This window comes from Candidatus Poriferisodalis sp. (assembly GCF_965198245.1).
GTDB lineage: Bacteria > Actinomycetota > Acidimicrobiia > Acidimicrobiales > Poriferisodalaceae > Poriferisodalis.
In genome coordinates, this window is the sequence record NZ_OZ240249.1 from 1,484,221 (window position 1) to 1,510,567 (window position 26,347).

Below are 26,347 nucleotides of genomic sequence, written 5' to 3' on the forward strand. Positions count from 1 at the left end.
CGGCGTAAGCCTGAGAGCGGCAGGTTCCTGTTGACGACCCGGTTGCGCGTGGTTTCCGAGGTCTGACGTGCGCCGCTCGCAGATCGTCTCGCTCCTTGTCGCGATCCTGATCGGATTTGGCTCGCTCGCGGGCGTGCTGGCTGCTGGCTGGGCACCCGTGCTGGGCGTGCAGCTGCAGGGGGGCGTCGAGGTGCTGCTGCGCCCGACCTCACCGACCGACGACGAGCAAATGGATCGCGCCATTGAGATCATCCGGTCGCGCGTCGACGCCTTGGGCGTGGCCGAGCCCGACATCACCCGCCAGGGCGAACAAGTCGTGATTCAGCTGCCCGGCGTCAAGGACAAGCAGCGTGCTGTCGACTTGGTGGGCCAGACAGCGGAACTCCGGTTCCGTCCCGTGCTGCTGACGTTCAGCCTCTTCGACGAGGCTGAGTTCCGCTCGGCCATCAACTTCGCGGATGCGTACAACGGTGCGATCGATCCCGAAGGCGAAGACATCGCCGACGACCCCAACGTCATCGAGATCGAAGAACTCCCGGATTTCACGCTGCCCGAGGACGACGTCGCCGACCGGGCTGTGGTCCTGCCGGGTCGGGGCGAGCCCGTCGGCTATGTGCTCGGTCCTGCCGAGCTGACCGGTGAAGCCGTTTCCGAGGCCGCGGCAACGTTCAATAACGAGTGGGTCGTCAATCTGGACCTCACTGACGAGGGTGCGGTTGGGTTCGACGAGATCGCCGCCCGCTATTTCGGCCAGCAGGTGGCGATCGTTCTCGACGGCGTTGTCGAGTCCGCTCCGGTCATCCGCGCGACCGAGTTCGAGGGCACTGCGGTCATCTCGGGCACGTTCGGCGAGGAGGAGGCGCGCGATCTCGCCGTAGCGCTGCGATTCGGCGCGTTGCCGGTCGAGTTCGAGCAGGACGATGTACGAACCGTTTCGGCAACCCTCGGCGAGGGAACGCTGCGTGCGGGCGTGATCGCAGGCATCGTCGGACTGATCCTCGTCGGTCTGTACATGCTGGCGTACTACCGGCTGCTCGGCCTCGTTGCAGTGACCAGCCTGGCCATCAGCGGATCCGTCCTGTGGTCGCTCATCAGCTGGCTGGGTGAGAGCCGCGGGCTCGCGCTGACGCTGGCTGGGACCACCGGCATCATCGTGTCGATCGGCGTCCAGGTCGACTCGAACATCGTCTACTACGAGCGGATCAAGGAAGAAGTGCGGCGCGGCCGGGCGGTCCGCTCGGCCGCCGACGCCAGCTTCAAGGGTGCCTTCGCGACCATTGTCTGGGCGGACATGGCATCGCTGATCGGCGCAGGCGTTCTGTACCAGCTCACCAGCGGTACCGTCCGCGGTTTCGCCCTGTATCTCGGGTTGGCCACGCTCATCGACTTGGCAGTGTCGTACTTCTTCATGCGGCCGCTGGTGGTACTCGTGGCTCGCAAGCTGGTGAACGAGGAGCCCCGGCGGCTGGGCGTGCTGCCCGCCGCTGACGACGCCTTCCCGGCGGCCGCGCCGACGGGAGGCACAGCGTGATCGCAACCCTGCGCACCTTCTATCGAGGCGAGAACAGTTGGGACATCTTGCGTGTGTCACGCAAAGTGCTCATTGGCTCTGCGGTGGCGGTGCTTGTCTGCGCGGTGGCGTTGCTCGTGCGGGGTTTGAACCTCGGCATTGAGTTCGAGGGCGGCTCTGTGTGGGAGATTCCCGTTCCGGCCGGCGCTGAGAGCACCGAGGGGAGCGACACGGACATCGGATCCGGCGGCGCAGCAGGCGACGGTCCGACGACCGATGACGTCGCTGCCGCAGCCGCGGAGGCTGGCGTGCCCGACGCCCGGGTGCAGCTCGTTGTGGTCACCGGTGCCGACGACATCTTCCGGGTACGCGGCGTGCTCGGACCCGATGCATCGGCCGTTGAGGTTGCCGCGACGCTGGCTGACGCCGTCGGCGTCGACGCGGAGAGCCTGTCGACCCGGCAGGTCAGCCCGTCCTTCGGCGACGAGGTCGCCGGCAAGGCCCGCCGGGCGCTCGTGGTGTTCTTCGTGCTGATCGCGCTGTATCTGTGGTTCCGTTTCGAGTGGAAGATGTCGGTCGGAGCGCTGATTGCGGTGGCGCACGACATTGTGCTGACCGTGGGTGCCTACGCGCTCTTCGGGTTTGAGGTGACGCCGGCCACCGTGGTGGCATTCCTCACGATCATGGGGTATTCGCTTTATGACACCATTGTCGTATTCGACCGGGTGAAGTCCAACGAGCGCTCATTGCCGGCGCGCAGCCATTTCACGTATCACGCGCTCGCGAACGTGTCGCTCAACCAGGTGCTGACGCGATCGGTCAACACGTCGATTACCTCGGTGCTGCCGGTGGTGTCGCTGCTGGTGGTCGGCGCCGGATTCCTCGGTGCGGGCACCCTGTCGGAGTTCGCGACCGCACTGCTGATCGGCCTTCTCGTCGGCTCGTACAGCTCCATATTCGTGGCAATGCCGACGGTTGCCTTGCTCAAGAGCTACGAGCCGGGATGGGCGGCCGCCCAAGTGGCAGCCGAAGCCGCCGGCCGCCACGACTCGATGGAAGCCGCCGCGCAGGCGCTTGCCGCAGAGAGCTACACGCGAACCGCACCGCCCCGTCCACGCAAGCTGGGCCGCCGCCGCTAGGCCCTATTGGCCGGAGGTCCAGTACTGCTGTAACCGTTCGATTGCCGTCTCTGCGGTCATTTCGGCGATCTGGCTCTCCGAGAGGCCGACTCGTCGCTTGAGCAGGTACAGCACTTCAGTGGGGATAGAGCGTTCAGGGGCGGCGGGCAGGCTTCGCTGCGGCGCGATGCCATCGTCGACGCACTTCCAGAACTCGTCGGGGCTCACCTTGAGCTGGTCCCGGGGGATGTGCGACCAGAGCCCGCTGCCATAGACCGTGCGGTCTGGCGGCCGCGAGATGCGGGTTCGCAGCACATCTCCGCTGCGCAGCTCTAGCTCATAAGTCTCGTGGTGGGTGCTGCGTATTCCGGTGGCCGACCGAACCAGTCGCCAGCCCTCGACCTCGCAGAAGCGGCAGTGGTCCTCGCGACGGGCTGCCGGGAAGCTCACCGGCCGCCGCGAACCCATGCGGCTAGGTCGGCATCCGAGCTCAGCGACACGAAGTGCACCAGCGGCCAATGCCGCGCGTGGTTCGGTGCGAATCTCAGTCGCTCGACCCAGTCCTGCGCATATTCCCGCAAGGCGACCACGAACTCCTCGGTGGCATCGTCCAGGTCGGCACCATCTGCGGCGATGGGAGCGTCGGGCAGGAACACTGACCACCCGCCTGCTTCAGCGATGGCTTCGGGACGGCGCAGTCTCGGCGAGTCCGCCAAGAGCTCGTGCAGCCGCGCCAGATCCAGCAAGACGAAACGGTGACCGTGGCGCTCGACGCCGATCGGCACGCCCCCGTCCGCTGTGTCGAGCACCTCTCTGAGCCGGTTGCGGGTATCGGTATAGGAGAGGAATGTCATTGGTGTGTTCCCGGGCCTCCACACGATTCGTGCGATACGCAGTTTGCGTACGTCAAGTACTTAAAGTACGCGACAACCTATCAGCCCTGGCAGGCGTGGACGAACAGCTCCCAGTCAGGCGCTTGCCGCAGAGAGCTACACGCGCACCGCCCCGCCCCGCCCACGCAAGTTGGGCCTCACTTTGGCATTCGTGGCAGCCAGCTTCTGGCTTGGCAGCCGAGTTGAGGTCGGGATTCCCGACACCGGTCGTGAGGTCGACTTCAACACGCTCGGCTACATCGTTGGCTGCTTCGTCAACATCGGGGTGCTGTACCGATTCCTCAAGGCCGACGGCAAAGCTCGTGCCACTCGACGGTACTCAGAATGGCGCTTATGCGGGGCGACGAAGACCGTGCCGACGACGGTGCACGCCAACGCCGTGATGGCCTTGGCGCTGCAGCGGCGATGTCCAGGATCTCGAAAGCCGAGTGCGGGACCTCGAACAGGGAAGCGTCAGCGTTGAGGCCGTACAGGTTCTTCGCCGAGGGACCGCACGAGCTCAGGGATGCTGGTCCGGAGTGTCTCCCAGACGATCTCTGGTTCAATGTTGTGATACTCGTGGGCGATGAAGTTCCGCATGCCCCGGATGTCGTCCCAGGGAATGTCGGGGTAGCTGGCGGTAGTGGTATCAGAGAGGCGCGATGCCGCCGCCCCGATGATGCTGATCATCTGTGCCGCGACGGGCATGTTCTTCCAGTCGTCGTAGAAAGCTGAGCGGCTCTCTGCGGTAATGCGTGCGGCCATCTCGGCTGCTTCGATGATGTCCTGAATTCGGGCTTCGTCGCCCCGTGTCACAGCGATATCGCATCACGGAGCATCGAGGTGTAGGGGGGCTCGAGCGCTTTCGCTGACGACACATCGACATCACAGCCCAGTAGCTCTCTGAGCTCACGCTGCAGAGCAGCTACATCAAGCAGGGTTGTCCCGGGGTCGAATGTGCATACGAAGTCGCAGTCGCTTTCGTCGTGGTCGGTGCCACGGGCTACGGAACCGGCCAACGCGATCGACGACGCGTTGTGCCTGCGAGCAGCGTCGAGGATCGCGTTGCGGTGGCGTGCGAGGATCTCGTCGCGGCGGGACATGCCGTCATCGTACCCAATCAATTGTGGGTGTCTTCGGCGAGGTGCGGCATCGAACTTGTGGAGCCGCGACCGAGCTGCGGGGCATGTTCGGAAGGCGACGAACGTGCCCCAAGGGACGGCGGGAGAGCGGGTCTGCAGGGTGGGAATGCGACTGTGCTGGGGCTCTGTTGGTCAGCGGTAGTCGGTGCGCTGGCGGCAGCCTTGCTCAAGAGCTACGAGCCGGGATGGGCGGCCGCCCAAGTGGCAGCCGAAGCCGCCGGCCGCCACGACTCGATGGAAGCTGCCGCGCAGGCGCTTGCCGCAGAGAGCTACACGCGCACCGCACTGCCCCGTCCACGCAAGCTGGGCCGCCGCCGCTAGGCCGCGTTGGTTGCCTCCACGCTGAGGCGACAGCCGATTGCCCTGAGCGCCGCGTCCATCTGGTCCAACCGGGAGTGATGGTTGACGTCCAAGACTCGATCGACCTGTGGCATGTGCCAGCCGAGGCGGCGAGCGAGTTCGGCCTTGCCGATGCCCTGAGCCCGCATGCCTTGGTACAGCAGCACCTTGACCGCTGTGAGAGTCGGCAAGGCTGCGAGGGATTGCCCTGCCGATGGCGCCGGAATGTCCTCTCGATGATGAATCCGCGCAGCGATTGCTTCATCGAGGGCATCCGAGGCTCGGGCGATTGCTTCTGCGCGATCGTCGCCGAACGTGCTCAGCTCGGGAAAGTCGGGGGAGGTCACCAGCACGGTGCCGTCGTCGTCTGTCAATTCGATCGGATATGCGAGCATCAGTTCAATCCCAGGTCCTTCTTGATCTTGGCGACAAGTCCGCGTCCCAGTTCCTTGCGTCCGCCATGCATCGGCAACTGGCTCGTGCGATCCCCACGTCTCACGGTGAGGTGCCCGCTGCCTCCCTTGTGGGTCTCGAAGGTGCAGCCCTGCCGCTTCAGCCAGCGCCGCAACTCGCCTGCATTCACTCACGCATGTTACACAACACATGTGTTGCGCGAGCGTTTCGTCGAGGTGAGTCGCTGCCAGTGCGAGGGAATAGGGACGTCTCGCAGGAAGCCGTCTGCGTCGAGGTGGCGATGCCCGCAGTCGCGTGGCTGAAGCGATTCGAGCCCCAGTGGGCTGCCGCCCAGACCGCGACCGAGGCCGCCGGCCGCCACGACTCGATGGAAGCTGCCGCGCAGGCGCTTGTCCCAGAGAGCTACACGCGCACCGCCCCGCCCCGCCCCCGCAAGATGGGCCGCCGCCGTTAGCCCTCCTCGCACTGAGAGTTCTCGCACCTCGTGTCGCTCACAGCCGTGCTTGGTCAGTCGCAGAGCGTTCTGCGGTCTGTTGCCTGCATCAGACTCACGTATACATGATCTAAACTAATGTTACGCCTCGTCGGGTGACACTGGCGATTGTTCATCGGCTCGGGAGCGTAAGCCATATGACGATGACGGATCGTCCACCAGCGCGTCGCTCTGGCACTGCGCCGGGTCGCGACGGACCATCTCGACGGGTACGTAGTGCCTCGCTTCGAGGGCAGGACGCGGGACCGCCCGTCGCGAGTTTCGCGGCCTCATCGAGCGGACGGAGAGCAGGAAGGTGAACGGCGGACAGGACGCGGGACCGCCCGTCGCGAGTTTCGCGGCTGTGGTCGTCACTTTGGTATTCGTGGCAGCCAGCTTCTGGCTGGGCGACCGGGCTGAGATCGGGATCCTTGAAACCGGACGCGAAGTCGATTTCAACACGTTCGGCTACGTCGTCGGCTGCTTCGTCAACATCGGGGTGCTGTACCGGTTTCTGAAGGCCGATGGCAAGGCACGCGCGACCCGGCGATACTCCGAGTGGCGACTGTTCAGCGCACGACAGGCGGTCGTCTGGATGACCCTCTCCACTTGGGCTCTCGGTGCTGCACACTTGATCTTCTGGGCCCGGGACCTGACGAGGCCGTGACGGCAGCAAGCTCGCGCCGGCGCCTGTGTCGCCGTTTCGTCGTCGTCGTGCTCGGGCTGGTGCTGTCTGCGCTGCCGTTCGGACAAGTGGTTGCTGCGCAAGAACTTGACTCATCGGGCTACTCGCCGTGCTCGCCGGGCCAGCCCATCGATCTGCTGGTGATGATGGACGCCTCCGGCTCGCTGCATCAGCGCGACGGCATCGACCGCGACGGCGCCAAGCGCAGGACGGCACTGCAAGAGTTCCGGGCGCGATTGTCGGCGCTGGTGGCCGACCTGCGCAGTGCCGACGCACCGGAGATCCGAGTTGCGTTGTGGCGCTTCGACGCCTCGGCCCGGGAGATCGTGGGATTCCGACCTCCGTCGACACAGCATCCCTCCGATGCTGAGATCGAGCTGTCCCTGGGCGACTCGAACGGGCAAGGCGGCTTCGTTGTGCAGGGCAGGCACACCGACTACCTGACGGCGCTGGAACAAGCACGGCGCGCCTTCACCGCCGGCGGCAACGAGGATGCATGCCGATTGCTGCTGTTCTTTACCGACGGCATCTATGACCCAACCGGCACACCGTCGCTCGAGCAGGCCGACCGGCTCCGAGCCGACGTTTGCAGCGATCTCAAGCCGTCCTTCGAGGCAGCAGGCATCGATACCTACGCGATCCTGCTGGGAGACCAGTTCCGGGTTGCAGGCCGCCCGGCCGACCCCGATGAGGCCGATCCCGACGAGGAAGACGAGATCGGCCGCGAAATGGCGCTGGCCTCGATGCAGATTGTGCGGGCGCTGACAGGCGATCCGACGTCTGAGCTGACGCGTGGCCTCCAGTACTCGCGGGAATTCGGCTGCGCGCAGTGGAGCGATGATCAGCCGGCCGACCGTGATGGCTCGGTGATCGCCATTGACGCTCTCGACCGGCTCGCTATCCAGCTGCTCGAAGTAGTCGATGTAGCTGCCAACGGCTTGTCCGAATGGCCCGAGTGCGGCGTCGCGTCCGTCGACGGTCAGCAGTCTGCACCGCTGCCGGCGGGCAGATTCATTGAGTCGATCGTGGCTTACCCGCGCGCGAATTGGATCACGGGTTACGAGATCGTCGCAGCCGACGGCAGCGCGCGTCGCGGCGACGGCACCGGCGTCGAGCCGTTGCGCCTCGATGCGGCCGAATTCGGCGATCTCGACGGGGGCTGGACCCTCGAGATCCTGACCAGCGGAGGCCAAGGCGATGCCGGCGTGGCCTGCTACATCTCTCCAGCCTCTCCAACGTCGGCGCCGTCGGCCCAGGGAGTCGCTACAGCCGATGGGCAGCAGATCGGACCGGTGCTGCGCAGCGAACTGGGTCCCGATTCGCCGCCGCGGAGAATCGAGATCGCGGCTCCAGCGCCGCCCGAACTTTGCGACGCAGCTGCCGTCGAGCACTTCGAGTGGCCTGATGAGCGTGTCGCGGACTGGTCCTGTCGCGACGACGGCACGGTCGTCTTCGAGCTCCGACCACTGCGGTGTCAAGAGTCCCATGATCTCGACGCGCCTTTGGTGGCGCAAGTCCGGCCGGCGCACACCGGCGCGCTTTTCGGCGCCGGGGAGGTCACCGTCGAGGCACGGGTGGACATCGACGGTCCCGCCTCGGTGCTCTACGACTGCCTCGGGGCGCCAGTGCTGTCGTGCTCGGGCGCGGACGCGCTAGGCGCGTCTGGCCCTACGGACGGCGACGGCTCAGCCCGGCCGGAGGACGAGCGGCCGCTGGGCGTTGTACGCCGCCTGGTTGTGGAACCTGACTCGGCGGAGGTTCCCCGCTCGTGGCTGCGGGCGGCATCGGGGTGCGTGCTGGTGCCACCGACCGAGGGCAGCGCGACGGTGGAGCTGGTGTGGGGTCCTGATGACGCGGCCGTGCTGCCGAGCAGCATCGAGTGGCACTTCGACACCGAGTTTCACGATGGCGCAGGCAACGGCACGGTGCAGGGTGATGGATCGGCGCTATTCGTCGGGAGCGACGGCGATGCCGGGGGCATTGCGTTGCACCTGGTCAGCGCTGATGAGCTGGACAACGGCGATTGGGACATCACGGGGACCATCACGCTGGTGCCTCGCTGGGACCCCGGCGACAGCGAGCTGCAGTCAAGCGCAGATCGCTTGATGCGCGAGCAATCCGTCGAGCTGCAGATCGAGCAGAGCTACCAGATTCGGGGAGCACCGGTCCTGTCGTGCTCGGGCTCGGATGCAGATGTCGAGTCGGACGCGGCGGAGCTTCCTCGCTCGCGGCTGCGGGCGGCATCGGGGTGCGTGCTGGTGCCGCCTACTGAGGGCACCATGACGGTGGAGCTGGTGTGGGGTCCCGATGACGCGGCTGTGTTGCCGGGCGACTTCGAGTGGCGTTTCGATGACGGCGTTCACAGCGGCGGGAGCCGCGGGACAGTGAGCGATGACGGGTCGGTGCTGTCGGTGGGTGTGGACGGCGACGCTGCGGGCATTGCGTTGCACCTGGTCAGCGCTGATGAGCTGGACAACGGCGATTGGGACATCGCGGGGGCCATCACGCTGATGCCTCGCTGGGACCCCGGCGACAGCGAGCTGCAGTCAAGCGCAGATCGCTTGATGCGCGAGCAATCCGTCGAGCTGCAGATCGACCAGAGCTATCTGGCACGAGCCAATTCCGCGGCGGCGTTCCGGCTGACACTGGCGCTGTTGCTGGTCAGCATGGCGGCGAGCTATTTGCTCTTCTGCGGCGCGCTCGTGGCGAACATGGGCCTTCCCGACCCGATGGGCTACTGGATGTACCGGTTCGATGTTCCCCTCGAGCCCGGCGCCGACGGGAAGCTGTCGTTCGCCGCGGGCGCCCGCGGTGCCATCGATGCGGCTACCGGCGAGCGCATCGGCGGCGAGGCAAGCAGGGGCGGACGAGGCAAGCGATGGATGGCGTGGGAGTCGGCCGGATTGCGCGTCGCCTTGCGACGGCCTCCGTGGTTCTGGCTGCCTGGGTTGCTGCGCGGCGCATGGTCTGCTGTCGACGCCCGCACAGGCGATCCGATCGCGGCGCGGCCCACAGCGCGCCGCCGGTCCCGGCACGGTGCCACAGCGTCCGCTGAGCTGCCGACCCTGCTCGTTGCAGGTGCGCCCCGTCGGTCTCCTGAGGGGCATCTCGTGGCGTCGGCGTGGGTTGCGCTGCCGCGCCGCGGCCGGGCTTCGCGCGTCTCCGATGTAGACGAGCATGAGCTCGAAGCGCTCATGGCTCAAGCAGATGCCTCGGCGCACAGCGCGGACGAGGCTGCGTCGCCACAGGCCGAGGACGACGACGCGACGAGGGCTTCGCCGAGGCGCCGGACGCGCCAGCCGGACCTATCCGATGGCGACCGTGCCGAGAGCATGCTGCAACAGCCGGCGCCGCCGCCGGCCCAGGAGGGTGCTGAGCGCCCCAGCGAGCAGCCGCCGGTCAGGGACGATCCGGGTCGGCCCCCTGCCAGGGACCGTCCGGACCGCCCGCCGCCGCGCGACCGTCCGGACCGCCCGCCGCCACGGCAGCGATGAAGCCGTGAACCAGATTCAGAATCCGACGCACAGCGAAATTCCGACTGAGGAGTGAGATGTACAGCAAGTTCTTGTTCGTAGGCCTCGGGGGATCCGGTGGCAAGACGCTGCGATTCCTCAAGCGCGAGATTCGCGGATGGATGTCCGAGCACGATGCCGGCAGCCGGATCCCGGCGGGCTGGCAGTTCCTGCACATCGACACGCCAGTACGGCCCGACGGCGACGAGATCGACTACGCGGCCGAGTCGCTCGAGGCCGACGAGTATCTCGGCCTGATCAGCGCCGGGATGGATTTCAGGGCGTTGCAGAACATCCTCGACGGCAATCCGCGGTTGTGGCCCGAGATGCAGACATGGCGGGTCGAGCCTGCGGGTCTCAATGTGGGCGTGCAGCTCGGGGCGGGCCAGATGCGCGCCGTGGGCCAGTCGGTGGCGATGGCCTATGCCTCGCGTATCCGCAAGAAGCTCGACGAGTGCGTTCGCCGGATCTCTGCGCCCGGTGCCCGCGGCGAGATAGGCGATCTGTACAGCGCTGTCACCGGCCAGCAGGCGGACCCGGATTCCAACATGTACATCGTCGTGGTCAGCTCGCTCGCGGGCGGCACAGGAGCGGGCCTGCTCAACGTCGTGTGCGACATCCTGCGCAGCCTGGAGACGCCCGCAGGCGACAACATCTTTGCGCTGCTGTACACGCCGGAGGTCTTCCAGTCGCTCGGGGGCGCGTCACTGGGAGGCGTGTACCCCAACAGCCTCGCGGCGATCTGCGAGATCCTCAACGGCCAGTGGTGGCAGGGCAGTGAGGTCAGCTCGCCGAACATCGCTGCGCCCAAGGAGAGCGAGGTGCTGCGGCAGGCCGGCCTGCCGAAAGCGCAGGTTCGCAGCGGCCCGACGTACCCGTTCCTGGTGGGCCGCGTCGGCGAGGGCGGCGTCGATCATGGCACGCCGGACCGTTTGTTCGAGATGGTCGGCCGTTCGCTGCTGTCATGGGTCAGCGACAAAGTGGTGCAGGCGCGTTTCGTGGCATACACCGCCGGAAACTGGGCGAATTCGGCGTCTTCGCAGCAGCAGGGCGAGATCCTCGTGGATCAAGGCGAGATGCATGAGCGGGGGCTGCCCTGCTTCTCGGCGCTGGGCTTCTCGCGCCTGTCGGTCGGCACCGAATATCTTGAGCGCTACGCCGTGCAGCGGCTCGTCAAGGATGCAATCGGTCATCTCACGAGGTACCACAGCGACTCGGGCGAGGCCTTACAAGTCGGGCGCGAGCTTGCCACCGAGGATCCCAATGTGGTCCTGTCGCACCTCGCCGAGCATCACCTCCCGGCGTTCTTGCGGCAGGCAGGATTGACTGAGCTGGGCCCCGAGGACAACCAGATCATCGATCAACTGCGGCCGCCCGAATCCGGCACGTTTCGCGAGGAGTTCGAGCACGAGGCACGGGAGCGCTGCGGCCTCGACGAAAGCCAGAGCTTGGACTCCGAGCGGTGGCGCTCGATGTTGCGCGACGCCATCGACGCCGCCCAGCAGACTTACGAGCGCAAGTACCAGTCCCATCTCACCACCTCGACGTTGGAGTGGGTTCCCGCTATCAGCGATCAGATCGCCCGCACTGCGGGGCGATGGGTGGCATCGCACGGGCTGCTGGTTGCTGCGGAGCTGTGCCGTTTGGCAGCCGCGTACTTGGCCGACGAGGTCCATGAGGACCTGATGGAGAATGACGTCGGTCGCCAGCGCGACTGGTCGCGCAACTGGGCGACGGCTGTCAACGAGGCGCTCGATGGGATGCGCGGCAAGGTCGCCAATACCGATGCCCGCCTCGAGGAGGCCTTGCTAGACGGCATTCACTGGGCCGTCTATGCCGGCGAGGCCCTCGTCTGTGAGCGCGCTGCCACCCTCGTCACCGAAGTCGCCGAACGCGTGCTGCGGCCGATAATGCGCACGCTGCGTGAAGCTCACGGCAACGCCGAGTTTGAAGTTGCCGACACCACGATGTGGGTCGCTTGGAACGACGAGCCGCCGCCCGACAGCGTGCGCCCGCCCGCTGGCGACTATCCCCTCGTCGATCCGGACGACTATCCCCACATATTTGCCGACCTGCTGGCGCGCGACGTAGGAACCGCCGACCGCGCACTGGAACAGCGCGAGGAAGTGAGACGCACGATCGTGTCCGGGCGTTTCGGCGAGGGCGCCGCAGCAGGTGCGGACGCGCAGGATCTGGCATGCGTAGAGATCGAGCGGGACTGGTGGCCGTCGGCAGCAGCGGCGGTGGGCGGTTCGCACTCGCCGACCGAGCTGCGGGTCCGGGTCCGGACGACGCTCGAAGATCTGCAGGCCAGGGCCGCTGCATGGCTGAAGCGTCCGGGCTCGGCATGGTCCCGATACTTGGACCTGACGCTGCGCAGCTTCGTCGGCACGTCGGAGGCTCACGACGCCTCGGGACTCAGCGAGCAGGACATCCGCCAGCACCGCAGCAGGCTGCTCAACCAGCTCGGCGAAGCAGTGTCGGCAGCAGCGCCGCTGATCAATCTCGACGCGAATTTGCTGGGACTGGTCCACCCCAACATGACGCAGGCGTCGCCGCGTTTGCAGCTCAGCTCGCTCCCGCTGGAGGCCCATCCGGTGGAAGCCGATGTGCGCGCCCGGCTTGCCAGAGAGGGCCTCGGCGACGACGACATCGACGGTTTGCTGAACAGCGATTCATCCATTTGCCACATCGACATCACCAGCACCCTCGCCGCGCCGGTGTCGCTGCTCGTGGTGGAGTCGCTGATGCGGCCGATTGCCGAGCGGTGGTACCAGTGCGACACGGCGACCCGGCGCCAGAACTTCTGGACGCGTCGCCGTGCGCAACCGCTCAGCTCGTTTGTGCCAGCCCCTCAGGCGCTGCTGCGCTGCCTGGTGCGGGGCTGGTTCACCGGGCGGATGCTCGGACGGATCAGGGCCGATGGCGAGATCTACGAGATCTTCGTATCCCGGACGAGGGTGCCGATGTCTTTCGCCGCGAACTTCCTGTCTGTGCCGCGAGCCACCGGCGAGCAGGATGTCCTGCCCTTGGTTCTGGAGTCGCTGGCGCTGGCGTATGTGGACGTCTGCCGAACCGGCACGCTGGACCCGTTGCTGCCGTACATCGAGCTGCGCGAGCTCGGCACGGCGGTGCCCAACGGCCCCTTGCACACCTACGAGTCGCTGTCGCCTGCGCTGGGCGACTGGGTCCGTTCTGGAACCGCCGATTCCGTCCTGGACCCCGGCGGGGCCTTACTGGATCGGTTCGACTCCCCCCACGATGTCGATTCGGAGATCGGCCGGCTGAGGCGCATTTCGGAGGTCTGCCGCAGCACGCTGCAGAGCTATGGCGCGCGCCACAGGGAGCATCTGCAACGTTGCGAGACTTCTGCCGCTGTCCTGTCGAGCGCGCCGCACTGGATCGGCCTGTGGGACGAGCTCATGCGGCCGTCGCTCAATGACCTGATCCAGGTGGCAGAGTCGAGGGCCGACGATCTCGAACACCGCGAGCCGGAGCCATTGATGTGAGACCTTCGAGCATCGTGCTCCCGGCCGCGGACGGCCGCAGACGGACGGTCATCATCGCCACCCACCACGGCGACCGCGCGATGTCGTCGGTGCTGGCGGCATGGGCTGAGCTGTCGGCCGCGTCTCATCTCCGGCCGGTCATGCACATTGAGTGCGCAGCTCCGGACATGCCCGAGCGCGGCCGGCTTGAGCAGATCCTCGAAGGCGGCGCCTGGTCGGCTGAATCGGTGGCGGACACGCTGCACCGCATGGGGGAGTTGCAACGGATCGACATCGTCAGTGCAGCGACGGCGTCGCTAGCGGCAAACGCCCACGGCGAGCTGGCCGAGGCAGACGCAGCGCTGCGCAGCGATCTGCGCAGGATCGCGCCCCAAGAAACCGATGTGTTCCTCCATCGGGTGTGGATTCCCGACAGCGGGGACGAGCAGCTCGCGCCGCCGGCGGCCTACATCGATGCTGCAGCAGAGGGTGCGTTCGTGGTGCTGCCGGCGGACCGTCAGTCCGAGCGCACTATGGCGCTTCCGCTGTCGAGCGCCGACGGCGACGTTCACGCGTGGCATGTCGCGGTGGAGGTCGCATCGCTGACCGGATTGTGGTCGACGATGGCAGGGGCGCCGCTGGAGATGGTCGAGTTCGCACGCAGTGGCCTCGGCAACCCGCTCGTGCGCCTCGTGAGATCCACCTGCCGGGCTGCGCGTATCCGAGCGCCGTCGCCCGAGCAGATGCTGGACACGGACGGGTTGCTGCCATTGCCTCCGGGACTGCTGCCTGCGCCCGATCCGGCGCACATTGCCCGTGCGGCCCCGCCGCTGCTGTACCCGGAGGAATTCCAGGTAACCGACGACGACTCCGCAGAATTGCACGAGCGGCCCGCGGCCCGCCCCGAGGCCGACATGGCTGCGACCCGGCGGTCTGCGGTCGAGACGGTGAGCGGGGCGCTGAGCCAGCACGACGACTTCGGTGACGCTGCTGAGCGGCTCAACGCGTTCGCCCTCGACACCGCTCGCGTCGCGCTGTGGTCGGCACCGATCGTCGGCGCCGACGGCTCGGGTGTCGACTCCGACGAGGCGCTCGACGAGGCCCGGCGGCTGCTGCAAGAAGCGAGCGGCCCGGTGTCGATGGACGGGGTGCCGCCGAGCGGATGGACCAAGCTGGTGCGTCGGGTCCTCGGGACCGCAGATGCATCGATGCTCGACGATGGCGTCAGGGCAGCCGTGGGAAGCGAGCGCTATGTCGTGCTCGATCCATCGGTGCTCGCGCCCGCCGACGGCGCGCTGGTCGACGTGCTTTCAGCGCTCAGTCCCCCAATGCACGACCCCGCTGCGGTCGATGTACAGGCACCAGCCGGGCCCGACGGTGGGGTCTGCGATGAGGCGGCGGTCGATGAGGCGGTTGTTGGGCTTGAGGCCGATGGTGGGGTCTGCGATGAGGCGGCGGTCGATGAGGTGGCGGTCGATGAGGAGGTTGATGAGCCTGAGGAGGACGATCCCGACGGCGGGAGCAGCTCGTCGGCGGACCTGACGCTGCTCGCCGGCGTCACGCGCCGCTTCGATCTCGAAAACGAGCTCTGCGACGAGCGCATCCGTGCCCTATTGAGAGACTTCCGGGATCACTTGCGCCCCGATAGCCGTCCCGAGCCGGGCGTCACCACGTTCGTGGCCTATGCCCTGCTCGGCGCGGTGCTCCTCGGGCTCGGTGCGCTGGTGACGCTGACGAGCTTGCGCGACGTCCTCACGCCGGATCACCTGCCGGAATCGGCGCGGCTCGCTGCCTTCGGGTTGATCTCCCTGCTGGCGACGTTGCCGCCGGTGTTGCGGCTGACGCCGGGCCGCAGCATGTCCGCCCAGGTCCGCCTCACCTTGGTGGCCGCGGCATACGCAGCCGCTGCCACGACGCTGCTGGTCATGGCACGGCCCTTGGAAGAGAGCTTCCTGGACAAACCGGATCGGTGGTTTCCCGCTGCGGTCGTGATCGCAGCGGTCGTGGGGCTGACAATCACGGCAAGGTTTCGCGAGTTCTCCGGGGATCGTTCCCTGCTGGGCCCCCTCGCGCCCATGGTGTCCACCACAGCGATCAGCGTCGTCCTGCTGGCCTACATCTTCGTCATGGCGGTCGCGGCGCTGAACTACAAACTCAGCGCCCCGGCCGTGTTCGAGGAGCGCAACTGGCGGCTGCTGACGGTCCTGCTGACCACCGCGGTCACGGTTGCGGGGGTGACCGGCGGGATGATCCGCCATATCCGCCGACGGGACCGCCGTTCGGTGCGAGCGTGGAAGAGCTCTGTCGATTCCTATGTTGATCAGCTGGAGCAAGCCTCGGTCCGCAGCTCGGTGCTGGCGACCATGAAGGTGCACTGGCTGGCCTCAGCGGCCGTCCTGAGCCGGCTGCTGCACCGGCCATTCGGGGCGGGCATTGACCGCACTGAGGTCGGGGATCCGCGCTCGCCGGTGCGCAAGCTGCTGATCCTCGATCTGGATCTCACTGACGACACACGGGACGGGTTTCTGGCCGAACTGCTGCCGCTGGTCGCGTCGAGAGGCTGGCTGGGCGAGCAGTACCGGCGGATGGCAGGGCGATTCACCGAGGCAGAGCGGGCCTACTACGGCGTCAGCGCCGAACGGGAGGTGCCGCTGCCTGAGCACGACACCTACCCCGCAGCCCCCGAGTCTGCGCGCACCGGCGAGGGAGTGGGTCCGCGCTGGAATTTCGCTCGCAGGGTTTACGACGGCGCCTACGACGGGCTGCTGCGCAGCGCCGCCGACGAGGCTGTGGCGCAAGCGATGCGCGTCACGTTCATGAACGAGCGTGCGGCGGTGACTGTCGATGCCGCCGCGGGAGAGGAGCGAACGTTGCCGGCGCTGCTGGGGGAGCTGTTGCCCGAAGGCGAGGACCGCCTGCCGCCGGGCTCGCTGCCGCCTCGAGCCCAAGCGCCGCCGCAGTACACGCCGTACGTGTGGTGGCCTGCCGACGTCGCTGTACCTGTGGGAAAGCCCGGCGCGGATCGCACATGCCGCTACCTGCGCGACCGTGGCACGCTGTTGGTCCATGCGGTCCGGGTGGACGTCTCCGAGCCGGTCGAGGTGGAGCAGCTGGTACCCGTGCCCGGGTCGCGCGCCGACGCCGCTGCGGTGATCGACCCAAGCCCTGGCTCGCCGACTTCCGAACCTCTGATGTGAGCCGCTCGGCCGGAGGGCACGCAGAAGACCCGCAGGCACCTCGAGCGCGGCGGCACGAAGCAACGTCAACATGGCCGATAAGCGTTCAGGCGATTCTCGCAATCCGCTGAGAGGTGCCCCGGCAGACCGCCGGCCTCCCTCCCGTTCTGCGTCTGCGCCGCCGCATCAGCCGCCTGCTCAGGATTGGCCGGTGCGGCCGCCGGAACGTCCGCAGGACGGCACGCCGATGCCATCGGAGAGTCATTCACCGCCGAGCAGGCCCGATACGGTGCCTGTGGGCAGGGCCGGAACCACGCGGGCCGCGGGCACACGCGCATCTCGCCGGGAATCCCGTACCGCTGCCGGCCGGTCCGGATCCCGGACCCGCCGCCGGGCAGCGACAGCGGCACTCGTGGCAGCGGCCGTCGCCGCGGTCGCAGTTGGCGCGGCGATGCTGGCGAGCCGTCCGGATGCCCCCGAGGCTGCCGCCGGTACCGGCACGCGGGCTGCGGCATCCGGCGGTGGCGGGGCTGCCCCCACTGTGCCGCTGCAGACCGGAACGACGGTGACGCGGGCCCCAGCGGAACCGACCGGCGAACGCGATCCGGATGCCGCCACGACCTCGGCAACGGTGCCCGCTCAACAGCGTCTTGCGGTCCCTGCGCCGGGATCCACGGCGCCGGTGCCGACCTCGACGGTGCCGCCCGGCGCTGCGCCGCCCAGCGCTGCGCCCGACTGGGAGGCGCTTGCAAGATCGGTGGTGCAGCTCGTCGCACCCGGCTGCCAGCAATCGGGCTCGGGCACGATCATCGGAGACGGTCGGCTCGTCCTGACGAACTCGCACGTATTGCATGCCGATGGCGACGCTCCTGTCTGCGAGGTGCATGTCGGCTTTGCGCGGCGGTTTGATGCGGCGCCGGACGACTGGCAGCGGGCTGAGCTCGTGGCCGACGATCCCGTCCGCGATCTCGCCGTTGTGCGCTTCAGCGGCACGCCGGCGGACCTGCCCACGCCGCTCGTGGTCGAGCGGGACGAGCTTGCGCTCGGTGACGACATCACCATTCTGGGCTACCCCGGCTTCGGCCAAAGTCAGGACACGCTGACGTTCACCAGCGGCACCTTCTCGGGCACGACGACCAGTCCTGAGGGCCACCGGCTGCTCAAGACCGATGCGCTGCTGGATTCAGGCGTGAGCGGTGGTGCCGTGTTTGACCGTCATGGTCACCTGATCGGTGTGGCCACCGGCCTCTTCGAAGGCGAAGGCGGCAGCCTCGGTGTCGCGATCCCCGGCACTGACGTGCTGCGCTTCCTCGTCGAGAATGGTGTGAGCGTCGAGACGAGCGCCCACGTGGCATCGGAATGAGCGGGGACGGCGCCCGTCTCAGGTGGAATCTCGCCCGTCAGCTGGTTGTCTTGGAAACCCAGCTCAATGACGCGGCCGTTGCTGTTCGTGGTGACGCCGTGCCACTCGCCAATGGGCCTGTCGCTCAGCCAGTTCGCGTTGGCACCCCAGGTTGCACCACCCGTGCTGCGGTACCAGGCGACCAGCACGGCCCGGGTCGGATTGCTCAACAGTGGGGGTCGCCTCTGACTGCCCCGCGGCAGCCGGCGCGGCGGGCCCATCCTCGCCAACGCATGCCGCCAAGAGCATCGCCAATATGGCGGCAAGCGCCACCATGGTGGCGACCGGGGCAAGAACGCCCGAGGTCCGATGTGATCGCATGGGTCCGGCGCTTACGTGGCCGTCACCAGCGCCAGCTGCGAATGGGTCAGCCGAATCCCAGATGCTGCCTGCTGTCGGTGCAGCAAGCTGTCGCTCCCGTGAACGTCGCGGACGTGACGCAGGCGCGTCGTCGAAGGGGTCCGTCATGGTCGCATCGTTCTTCGCTGCTGCCTTGTGGCCATGTGGTCGCCGGTGGCTCTTGCTCCAAGAACCTCGGACTTTTCGCACCCGGTCTTCACCGAATGCTTGCCGCAAGAATCCGCAGGCTAGTTCTGGGTTCCGTGCCGAGGGACGTTGTTGATGGTCCCGGAATGGGTTGCGCCTCCGCGGCGGTGCGGGGGGGATACCTGTCCGCCGTGGTGGCCGACGACTCCTGGGCGGCGTACAAGGAGGCGCTTGCCGCAAACAGCTGCACCCGCGGCGCCCCGTCCCGCCCCCGCAACAAGGGCCGCCGCCGTTAGCCCTCGGACTGTGATGCTATGATGCGCGTATGCGCACCACAGTGTCACTGGACGACGCGATCTATGATGAAGCCCGGCGCATCGCGTTCGAATCTCGCCGAACGCTCGGCGAGGTCATCAACGAGCTTCTCGCCGCTGGCCTCAAGCAGGCTGCCCGACCGCCGGCGCGCCGCCAGCTCGGGCAGCTCCGTGGCACGATCACCATCGCCGACGATTTCGACGACACGCCCGCCGAAGTGCTTGAGTCGCTCGATGATCCACTCTGATGGCGACGCTCCTGCTTGACACGCATGTTCTGTTGTGGGCCAATGAGGCGCCGGAACGACTCTCGGCTGAGGCGGTGGCGGCTTTGGAGGACCCCGCCAACGACCTCGTCGTCTCGTCAATCTCGGTCGCAGAGATAGAGATAAAGCGCCGCATCGGCAAACTGTTTCTGGAGCACAGCTGCCAGACCTTGGTCGCCCGGCTCGGCGCGGACTGGCTCGATCTCACCGCAGCCCACGCGATGGGCCTGCGAACGCTGCCGGATCTGCACGCAGATCCGTTCGACCGGCTCCTCGTCGCCCAATCGATGATTGAGGGACACACGCTCGTCACGACCGACGAGAAAGTGCTCGCCTACCCGATCTCGACGCTCACCGCATAACGGCCCGCCTCAGGCGCATCCCACTCGCGTAGACGCCGCAGACAACCATCTCGGGCAGCTCCGCGGCACCATCATGGGAAACGATGTCGACGCCACAGGCGTCCGCCGATGCAGATGACTTCGAGAAGGTCCTGGTCGGCGACATGACGTCTGTGACAACGGCTTGACGCAGCCGGACCAGCGCAGTCGGCCAGGACACGTTGAGACACAGTCGGATGCGAACGATTTCGGCCGGGTCGCTCGGCACTGATCTGGGCCGAAAATACAGTTATCGGCGCGCATGAATCGAATGTTGGAAATAGCAGGTAAATACAGGTAAATAGTCGTAAAAGATCATTAGCGTGTCAAGAGTGGCCATCCCAGCGGCGCATTTCCCAGCACTCAAAGCCCGACAAGTACTGCGGCTGCTCGCCAAACTGGGGTATCAGGTGGAGCGGCAGACAGGCTCGCATCGCAAGCTCGTTGCACCCGGTCGCCTGCCGATCGGATTCGCGTTCCATGATCGCGACGAGGTGCCTCCACGAGCGCTTCGCCACATGCTGAGCGAACGCGCGCTGCTGAATGACGCCGAAATTCGGGATCTACTATGGAACTAGGCGCAGAGCCGCAGGAGAAGCACATGCACACGGTCCGCGTGTACCGAAACACCGGGGAAGGCACGAACTGGTGGGCAGAGGACGATCTGGGCTTCACCGGCGGCGCCGACCATCTGTCAGACCTCATGGCCTCTATCCGCGAGTGGGCCGAGGCTGAAGGAGTGCTCGACGACCTCTCCGTCAGCCTCGTCGATGATGCGACCGAGGCCGTGCTCTAGGCCCTGATCCGCGGATGGATCAGGGCCTAGGCGAATTGCGTGGGCGGCTGTCCCCCCATGAAGTGATCAAGCCGATCGGAGAACTGCCCGCGATGACGACACGATCTATGCCGCGCTGGCTCAGCAAGACGTCGAGGTCCGTCCCTGCGAACCCGCTCGCGGTCCAGTGCTCCCGCGCCATGATGTCGCCGGGCTGTGGCGCGACATCAGGGTGAACCTGCACACCGAAGCTTCCGGCCTCGAACAGCCCGAGGTCCCTCGTACCCTTGTGCGACGGGTTGAGGAACTTCCAGCCGTCGTAGTCGCCGCCGATGTTCGAGTGATGCAGCGCATAGGCGACGGTGAGTCCCGCAGTCCAGGCGCCCTCGACCAGGCGTTTGAGGTTCGTAACCGTGCCCACTCGCCTTGGCGGAGTTCGGCTACGAGCATCTCATCGAGCATCAGAACCGGCTGGTGAGCCTGATTGACCGGGACTCTGGCCAGCGGGTCACGGTCGGAGTGGTGCGCGAAGACGGCACGCCGGTGGGGCTCGACTCCATCGAGTTGCAGATCAACGAGACAGCCGCAGCTGGCTGAAGCGCTTGCTGCCGGACGTGAACCCAGGCGAGCCGCGAGCGTGAATGAGACCGCGCTCATTCAGTCGAGCGCATTCAACCGAGCGCATCCGTCTGAACGCCGCCGTGCGGCGATGAACCCGCTGTGCCGCAGTCTGCGTTGCTGGTCAGCTCAGCCGTCGAGACCCTCGTAGAGCTCGGCTTCGACCTCAGGCGCCAGTGGGGGCGCCATCCTTGCCACGAGACGTTGAGCGAGCCGCCCCAGGATTGTCAGACGCTCCCTTGTCAAGCGGCGAGTGCGAAGGGCTGATTTCGGGTCTGTTCGTCGCGCCACATTCGTCGGATGACGCGGTTGGCGAGTTGGCGTTTGTGGGCTCGTCTGGCTTCGCGTCGGGTCTTGCCTTCGGTGGCTTTTTTGGCGAGGTAGGCAATCGCTTGGGGCTGGCTGCGCTGCTGGGTGACCGACGCGACGTGCAGCACGCTGTTGATGCGCCGGTTGCCTCTGAAGTCGAGCCGGTGCTTGACGGGGTTGGCGGCGCCTTCGCCTGATGACAGGGCGACGGCGCCGGTGCCGCACCAGCGGGCGAACTTGGACTCGCGGTCGAACCGGGTCGGGTCGCCGACCTCGCACAGCAGCGTGGCAGCTGAGATCGGGCCGATGCCTGGTTCGTCGCGCAGGGTGGTGCCGTGGCGGTCGAGCAGCTCGTCGATGAGGCGTTCGAGGCGGCGGATCTCGCGGCGAGCTGTGCGGTCCTGGCCGATGAACGCCTGGAGCCATTCGAGCCGATATTTGCCGGCGGGGGTCGTGTCGGTGTCGGGGTCGATGTGTTCGAGGCGGCGCAGCCTGGCTTCGATCTTGCCGTTCGTGGTGAGCTGGTCGCGTATCTCGGTCGGCAGCTTGGAGATCTGGTCCGCGACATGGTGCAAACCCAGCGTGCGTGCGGCCACCAGGGCCCGGCGGTGCTCGAGCACAGCCTCGATCTCGGCCACGGCAGGGTCATAGACCTCCAGCGTCTGGACGGGTCCCAGCGTCGGCTCGGCCAACAGCGCCCGGGCCGAGGCGACCGCGTCGACAGCGTCGGTCTTGCCCAGCTGACGCGAGCGGCGCTGGGCCGCTGAGCGCGACGCCGGGACCTCGCGGGCGTCGAACCCGGCTGCTGTGAGCGCGATCGCGACGTGCGCTCCCCACTTGGCGGATCCCTCCACGCCGACCTGGCAGACGGCGTGAGCGTCGAGCAGATCGATCGCTTCGCCGTACCCGGCGGCGGTGTTGTCGAACGTCTCGTGGGTGATCTCGACGCCGTGATGGTCGACGATCCCTGCGGTGAAGGTGTCCTGGTGGGGGTCGATTCCCCCGACTGGCGGTGTCATGCTGTGCTCCTGCTGGAAGTGAAACTCCGGTGGGTCCGGGAACGGCAGGGGCGCTTCGTCACAACCGAGTCGAGACAGTCAGGCTCCCTTCAAGACAGGAGCGCTCCTGCCGGCCCCACACTCGACGCGACACGTCTGACAACAGGCACAAGGCCACAAGTCTGGTGGAGTCACCGTCGAGCATGGAACCGGACCGTAACCCCCTGGCAGAAGGCGCCGGCAAACCCAACAGTGACACTCGGGAATTTTGTGTAACCGGCCGTGATGGTTTTCATCAGATGTGGTCGGCGATCCGGTCGCCGTAGTGGACGGTCAGTGTGTTCAGGATGGTTTTCCAGCCGTTGGTCTTTCCGGTCAGGTTGGTTCGGTTCTTGCGTCTGGCGGTGGCGACAAGGTAGAGGACTTTCATTGCTGCTTGTTCGTTGGGGAAGTGCCCTCGATGGCGCACTGCCCGTCGGAAGCGGGCGTTGAGGCTCTCGACGGCGTTGGTCGTGTACACGACCCGGCGCAGCTCGGGCGGGAACTCCAGGAACGGGACGAATTCGTCCCAGGCCTGCCGCCATGAGCCGATCATGGCGGGGCAGGTGCCTTCCCAGTCGTCGGCGAAGGCCTCGAAGCGTGCCTCGGCGGCCTCGACGGTGGAAGACGTGTAGATCTCCCGCATGGCCTTGGTGATGGGCCCCCAGTGCTTGGTGGATGCATACCGCAGGCTGTTGGGGACCATGTGCACCACGTAGGTCTGCACCGTGGCGTCGGGCCAGGTCGCCCGGATCGAGGAGGGCAGTCCTTTGAGTCCGTCGCAGCACACGATCAGCGCGTCGGCCAGGCCCCGGTTGCGCAGCTCGGTGAGCATCGTGGCCCATTGCTTGGCGCCCTCGCCGCCGGTCGGGCCCAGCCACAGCCCCAGCACGTCGCGTTCGCCTTGAAGATCCACGCCGATGGCGACATAGACGGGCCGGTTGGCGACCTGGGCGTCGCGGACCTTGACCACGATCGCGTCGATCAACAGCACCGCATACACGGCGTCGAGGGGCCGGTTCTGCCACACCGCCATGTCGGCCACGATCCCCTCGGTGATCTTCGAGATCGTCTCCCGGCTCACCGAGGTGTCATAGATCTCGGCGAGATGCGCCTGGATCTCCCCGGTCGTGAGCCCCTTCGCATAGAGGCTGATCACATTCCCCGACAGGCCGTCGAGACGACGCTGGTGCTTGGGCACCGTCACCGGCTCGAAGGACCCCGCACGGTCCCGAGGCACCGCCAGATCAACCTCGCCGATCTCGGTTGTGACCCGCTTGGGCGTCGACCCATTACGAGAGTTCGGGGTCCCGCGGCCTTCCGGGGCGTGACGCTCATAGCCCAAATGCTCGGTCATCTCGACCTCGAGACCACACTGGAGCACCTGGCGCACCAACCCGGTCAACAAGCCGCCGTCGCCGGTCAGCTCCACGCCCTCCGCGCGTGCCTGGGCCACCAGATACTCGGCCCAGTCCTTCATCGCTGCATCGTCGGCAGCTTCGCTCGCCGGCACAGCCGGCACGTCATGATCAGTCACAGACATGATCCTTCCCAGCCCACAGCCCTCAGCTGCGGACCCTCAGATCACGCCCGATACACAAAATTCCCGAGTGTCACTGTTGGGTTTGCCGGCGCCTTCTGCCAGGGGGTTACGGTCCGGTTCCATGCTCGACGGTGACTCCACCAGACTTGTGGCCTTGTGCCTGTTGTCAGACGTGTCGCGTCGAGTGTGGGGCCGGCAGGAGCGCTCCTGTCTTGAAGGGAGCCTGACTGTCTCGACTCGGTTGTGACGAAGCGCCCCTGCCGTTCCCGGACCCACCGGAGTTTCACTTCCAGCAGGAGCACAGCATGACACCGCCAGTCGGGGGAATCGACCCCCACCAGGACACCTTCACCGCAGGGATCGTCGACCATCGCGGCGTCGAGATCACCCACGAGACGTTCGACAACACCGCCGCCGGGTACGGCGCCGCTGTCGATCTGCTCGACGCTCACGCCGTCTGCCAGGTCGGCGTGGAGGGATCAGCCAAGTGGGGAGCGCACGTCGCGATCGCGCTCACAGCAGCCGGGTTCGACGCCCGTGAGGTGCCGGCGTCGCGCTCAGCGGCCCAGCGCCGCTCGCGTCAGCTGGGCAAGACCGACGCTGTCGACGCGGTCGCCTCGGCCCGGGCGCTGTTGGCCGAGCCGACGCTGGGACCCGTCCAGACGCTGGAGGTCTATGACCCTGCCGTGGCCGAGATCGAGGCTGTGCTCGAGCATCGTCGGGCCCTGGTGGCCGCACGCACGCTGGGTTTGCACCATGTCGCGGACCAGATCTCCAAGCTGCCGACCGAGATACGCGACCAGCTCACCACGAACGGCAAGATCGAAGCCCGGCTGCGCCGCCTCGAACACATCGACCCCGACACCGACACGACCCCCGCCGGCAAATATCGGCTCGAATGGCTCCAGGCGTTCATCGGCCAGGACGTGTTGCGTCTGACTTAACGCGACGGGATTCTGGTTCTTTCAGGTTGCATCTGAGATGGTGGCTGGCCTTGATCATGGAGGCCGTCAACGATGACGTCGATGCAGCGAGAGCCGAAGCGGATGCTGACAGCGGAGCAGAAGTACGACTTGTGGGTGCGGATGCTGTCGGGGCAGATTTCCCAAGCGGACGCCGCGGCCGAGGCGGGGGTGGATCGCTCGGTGGTCGCTCGGCTGCGCGCTGTGGCTCGCGACGGGGCGATCGCCGCTTTGCAGGCCTCCAGGCCGGGCCGGCCGCGCCAGTCCCGCGCCGAGGCGTCGGAGGCGGCCGCGTTGCGCGCCGAAGTCGAACGGCTCCAGTCCACGGTGATCGAGCAGGCGGTCGAGTTGGCGGTGCTGCGGGGAAAATCGCACTGGGGATGAGCGGCCCGATCCCCGCCCGCGTCGACGGGGCCGCCAAAGCAGCGCTGCTCGGCTTGATCGACGACGCTGTGCGCGCCGGCTGGAGTCTCACCCGGGCCTGCGCGGCCCTCGAGGTCGACCGGGCCAGGGTGTGGCGCTGGCGACAACGCCGAGCCGCCGGCCGCCTCGAGGATCTCGCTGCGGGCGGGAACCCGATCCATGGGCTCCTCGAGTGCGAAGAGGCCGAGATCTTGGCGCTGTTCGATGACTGGGGCGACATCGACCGCTCGCACCGCAAGCTCGCCCACCGCGGCTCCTACGAACAGCGAGTGTGGGTATCGCCATCGACAGTGGATCGGGTCCTGGCCCGTCACGGCCTTGCCCTGCAAGGAGATCCGCGGCCCGCGCGCAGCGTGAAGACGCCGTGGCCGGCCTGGCATGAATGGCGCCCGAACCAGCTGTGGTGCTGGGACGGCTCCCAGTTCGAACGCTGCGCTGCCGCCAAGCACGCGTACGCGATCGTCGACCTCGTCAGCCGCAAATGGATCTCCACCCACCTCACAGCCAACCCCGACTCGGTCGCCGCCCGGGTCCTGTTCAGCCGCGGTCTCGACAACGAAGGGCTGCTCACCAACGAGCTGCGGGCACGCCTCGACGACCCCGACGCCGAACCGCCCGACGACACCACGATCCCGTTGCTGCTGGCGATCTCGGACAACGGCACCGAGATGCGCGCCAACGAGACCCGCCGGTTCATGGCCCTGTGCTCGATCGCTCAACACTTCGGCCGCCCCTCCACACCGACCGACCAGGCCTGGATCGAGTCGCTGTGGGGCCACGCCAAACGCGAGCACCCCCACCTGACCACGATCACCGACCCGACCGTGCTCACCGCCGAACTCGAACGGATCCGAGCCCACCACAACAGCGTCCGGCTGCACGAAGCCATCGGCTACCTCACCCCCAACGACGAACACGACGGCCGCGGCGACACCATCCGCGCCGCCCGCCAGCACGGGATGCACACCGCCGACCAACAACGCCGAGCCTGGCACCGGAGCCAACGATGACCCAGACCACTACTCTCACCAACCACAACCCGCCAGCAACCCACCGACGCAGTCTGAACCCAACCCCAACCCGTCGCGAAGAGTCAGAAACACC

27 protein-coding genes are annotated in these 26,347 nt (G+C 67.0%); 18 read left to right on the forward strand and 9 right to left on the reverse strand.

Features of this window, described 5'->3' with window-relative positions:
* Positions 1–67 precede the first annotated feature (67 nt).
* On the forward strand, positions 68–1,531 hold the full coding sequence (gene secD / locus ACOCMM_RS06835) for a protein translocase subunit SecD (RefSeq protein ID WP_419552430.1): 1,464 nt from the start codon (positions 68–70) through the stop codon (positions 1,529–1,531).
* Entirely contained in the window at positions 1,528–2,649 is a 1,122-nt protein-coding gene (gene secF, locus ACOCMM_RS06840; protein ID WP_419552431.1) for a protein translocase subunit SecF, read from the forward strand. The genes secD and secF overlap by 4 nt, the downstream gene beginning before the upstream one ends.
* A gap of 3 nt (positions 2,650–2,652) precedes the next feature.
* Here the strand turns inward: secF and ACOCMM_RS06845 are convergent, their stop codons facing one another.
* Both ACOCMM_RS06845 and ACOCMM_RS06850 read right to left on the reverse strand, forming a co-directional pair.
* The gene (locus ACOCMM_RS06845; protein ID WP_419552432.1) at positions 2,653–3,078 is read right to left on the reverse strand and encodes a cytotoxic translational repressor of toxin-antitoxin stability system; all 426 of its coding nucleotides are present in this window, start codon (positions 3,076–3,078) and stop codon (positions 2,653–2,655) included.
* Positions 3,075–3,482, reverse strand: a complete 408-nt coding sequence (locus ACOCMM_RS06850) for a prevent-host-death protein (protein ID WP_419552433.1) — start codon at positions 3,480–3,482, stop codon at positions 3,075–3,077. Before ACOCMM_RS06850 ends, ACOCMM_RS06845 begins: the two co-directional genes overlap by 4 nt.
* A 190-nt stretch (positions 3,483–3,672) precedes the next feature.
* Here ACOCMM_RS06850 and ACOCMM_RS06855 point away from each other — a divergent pair, with 190 nt between their 5' ends.
* Entirely contained in the window at positions 3,673–3,984 is a 312-nt protein-coding gene (locus ACOCMM_RS06855) for a hypothetical protein (RefSeq protein WP_419552434.1), read from the forward strand.
* Here ACOCMM_RS06855 and ACOCMM_RS06860 read toward each other — a convergent pair.
* Positions 3,975–4,316 carry a DUF86 domain-containing protein gene (locus tag ACOCMM_RS06860; protein ID WP_419552435.1) on the reverse strand — a complete coding sequence of 114 codons (342 nt, stop codon included), beginning with the start codon at positions 4,314–4,316 and terminating at the stop codon, positions 3,975–3,977. The two genes, ACOCMM_RS06855 and ACOCMM_RS06860, sit on opposite strands and share 10 nt — an antisense overlap.
* A complete protein-coding gene (locus ACOCMM_RS06865) occupies positions 4,313–4,603 on the reverse strand; it encodes a nucleotidyltransferase family protein (RefSeq protein WP_419552436.1) in 291 nt (96 codons plus the stop codon). Before ACOCMM_RS06865 ends, ACOCMM_RS06860 begins: the two co-directional genes overlap by 4 nt.
* A gap of 153 nt (positions 4,604–4,756) precedes the next feature.
* Here ACOCMM_RS06865 and ACOCMM_RS06870 point away from each other — a divergent pair, with 153 nt between their 5' ends.
* Complete coding sequence (locus tag ACOCMM_RS06870; RefSeq protein WP_419552437.1) at positions 4,757–4,963, forward strand: hypothetical protein; 207 nt, start codon at positions 4,757–4,759, stop codon at positions 4,961–4,963.
* On the opposite strand, the gene ACOCMM_RS06875 is transcribed toward ACOCMM_RS06870, so the two are convergent.
* Positions 4,960–5,376, reverse strand: coding sequence for a type II toxin-antitoxin system HicB family antitoxin (locus tag ACOCMM_RS06875; protein WP_419552438.1), 417 nt, complete (start codon positions 5,374–5,376; stop codon positions 4,960–4,962). The genes ACOCMM_RS06870 and ACOCMM_RS06875 overlap by 4 nt on opposite strands.
* Complete coding sequence (locus ACOCMM_RS06880; RefSeq protein WP_419552439.1) at positions 5,376–5,564, reverse strand: type II toxin-antitoxin system HicA family toxin; 189 nt, start codon at positions 5,562–5,564, stop codon at positions 5,376–5,378. Before ACOCMM_RS06880 ends, ACOCMM_RS06875 begins: the two co-directional genes overlap by 1 nt.
* 60 nt (positions 5,565–5,624) lie before the next feature.
* Here ACOCMM_RS06880 and ACOCMM_RS06885 point away from each other — a divergent pair, with 60 nt between their 5' ends.
* The 10 genes from ACOCMM_RS06885 (at position 5,625) to ACOCMM_RS06930 (ending at position 20,372) form a co-directional block, all read left to right on the forward strand.
* Positions 5,625–5,849 carry a hypothetical protein gene (locus ACOCMM_RS06885; RefSeq protein WP_419552440.1) on the forward strand — a complete coding sequence of 75 codons (225 nt, stop codon included), beginning with the start codon at positions 5,625–5,627 and terminating at the stop codon, positions 5,847–5,849.
* A gap of 334 nt (positions 5,850–6,183) precedes the next feature.
* Entirely contained in the window at positions 6,184–6,534 is a 351-nt protein-coding gene (locus tag ACOCMM_RS06890) for a hypothetical protein (RefSeq protein WP_419552441.1), read from the forward strand.
* On the forward strand, positions 6,531–10,046 hold the full coding sequence (locus ACOCMM_RS06895) for a hypothetical protein (protein WP_419552442.1): 3,516 nt from the start codon (positions 6,531–6,533) through the stop codon (positions 10,044–10,046). The genes ACOCMM_RS06890 and ACOCMM_RS06895 overlap by 4 nt, the downstream gene beginning before the upstream one ends.
* Positions 10,047–10,102: 56 nt before the next feature.
* On the forward strand, positions 10,103–13,573 hold the full coding sequence (locus ACOCMM_RS06900) for a tubulin-like doman-containing protein (protein WP_419552443.1): 3,471 nt from the start codon (positions 10,103–10,105) through the stop codon (positions 13,571–13,573).
* A complete protein-coding gene (locus tag ACOCMM_RS06905; RefSeq protein WP_419552444.1) occupies positions 13,570–16,749 on the forward strand; it encodes a hypothetical protein in 3,180 nt (1,059 codons plus the stop codon). The genes ACOCMM_RS06900 and ACOCMM_RS06905 overlap by 4 nt, the downstream gene beginning before the upstream one ends.
* Before the next feature lie 391 nt (positions 16,750–17,140).
* On the forward strand, positions 17,141–18,091 hold the full coding sequence (locus tag ACOCMM_RS06910) for a S1 family peptidase (protein WP_419552445.1): 951 nt from the start codon (positions 17,141–17,143) through the stop codon (positions 18,089–18,091).
* An 850-nt stretch (positions 18,092–18,941) separates the two neighbouring features.
* Positions 18,942–19,178 carry a CopG family transcriptional regulator gene (locus ACOCMM_RS06915; protein WP_419552446.1) on the forward strand — a complete coding sequence of 79 codons (237 nt, stop codon included), beginning with the start codon at positions 18,942–18,944 and terminating at the stop codon, positions 19,176–19,178.
* The gene (locus ACOCMM_RS06920; protein ID WP_419552447.1) at positions 19,178–19,558 is read left to right on the forward strand and encodes a type II toxin-antitoxin system VapC family toxin; all 381 of its coding nucleotides are present in this window, start codon (positions 19,178–19,180) and stop codon (positions 19,556–19,558) included. The genes ACOCMM_RS06915 and ACOCMM_RS06920 overlap by 1 nt, the downstream gene beginning before the upstream one ends.
* Positions 19,559–19,908: 350 nt before the next feature.
* Positions 19,909–20,154, forward strand: a complete 246-nt coding sequence (locus tag ACOCMM_RS06925) for a type II toxin-antitoxin system HicA family toxin (RefSeq protein ID WP_419552448.1) — start codon at positions 19,909–19,911, stop codon at positions 20,152–20,154.
* 23 nt (positions 20,155–20,177) lie between these two features.
* Entirely contained in the window at positions 20,178–20,372 is a 195-nt protein-coding gene (locus tag ACOCMM_RS06930; RefSeq protein ID WP_419552449.1) for a hypothetical protein, read from the forward strand.
* A gap of 19 nt (positions 20,373–20,391) precedes the next feature.
* Here the strand turns inward: ACOCMM_RS06930 and ACOCMM_RS06935 are convergent, their stop codons facing one another.
* Complete coding sequence (locus ACOCMM_RS06935) at positions 20,392–20,772, reverse strand: cysteine hydrolase family protein (protein WP_419552450.1); 381 nt, start codon at positions 20,770–20,772, stop codon at positions 20,392–20,394.
* 5 nt (positions 20,773–20,777) lie between these two features.
* On the opposite strand from ACOCMM_RS06935, the gene ACOCMM_RS06940 reads away from it, so the two are divergent.
* On the forward strand, positions 20,778–20,948 hold the full coding sequence (locus tag ACOCMM_RS06940; RefSeq protein ID WP_419552451.1) for a hypothetical protein: 171 nt from the start codon (positions 20,778–20,780) through the stop codon (positions 20,946–20,948).
* Positions 20,949–21,211: 263 nt separating this feature from the next.
* Here the strand turns inward: ACOCMM_RS06940 and ACOCMM_RS06945 are convergent, their stop codons facing one another.
* Both ACOCMM_RS06945 and ACOCMM_RS06950 read right to left on the reverse strand, forming a co-directional pair.
* The gene (locus tag ACOCMM_RS06945; protein WP_419552452.1) at positions 21,212–22,297 is read right to left on the reverse strand and encodes an IS110 family transposase; all 1,086 of its coding nucleotides are present in this window, start codon (positions 22,295–22,297) and stop codon (positions 21,212–21,214) included.
* Positions 22,298–22,571: 274 nt separating this feature from the next.
* Positions 22,572–23,858, reverse strand: coding sequence for an IS256 family transposase (locus tag ACOCMM_RS06950; RefSeq protein WP_419552453.1), 1,287 nt, complete (start codon positions 23,856–23,858; stop codon positions 22,572–22,574).
* A 305-nt stretch (positions 23,859–24,163) separates the two neighbouring features.
* Here ACOCMM_RS06950 and ACOCMM_RS06955 point away from each other — a divergent pair, with 305 nt between their 5' ends.
* The 3 genes from ACOCMM_RS06955 to ACOCMM_RS06965 all read left to right on the forward strand — a co-directional run bounded on the left by ACOCMM_RS06955 (position 24,164) and on the right by ACOCMM_RS06965 (position 26,253).
* Positions 24,164–24,802, forward strand: coding sequence for an IS110 family transposase (locus ACOCMM_RS06955; RefSeq protein ID WP_419552454.1), 639 nt, complete (start codon positions 24,164–24,166; stop codon positions 24,800–24,802).
* A gap of 81 nt (positions 24,803–24,883) precedes the next feature.
* The gene (locus tag ACOCMM_RS06960) at positions 24,884–25,204 is read left to right on the forward strand and encodes a helix-turn-helix domain-containing protein (protein WP_419551537.1); all 321 of its coding nucleotides are present in this window, start codon (positions 24,884–24,886) and stop codon (positions 25,202–25,204) included.
* A complete protein-coding gene (locus ACOCMM_RS06965; protein WP_419552455.1) occupies positions 25,201–26,253 on the forward strand; it encodes an integrase core domain-containing protein in 1,053 nt (350 codons plus the stop codon). Before ACOCMM_RS06960 ends, ACOCMM_RS06965 begins: the two co-directional genes overlap by 4 nt.
* Positions 26,254–26,347 lie beyond the last annotated feature (94 nt).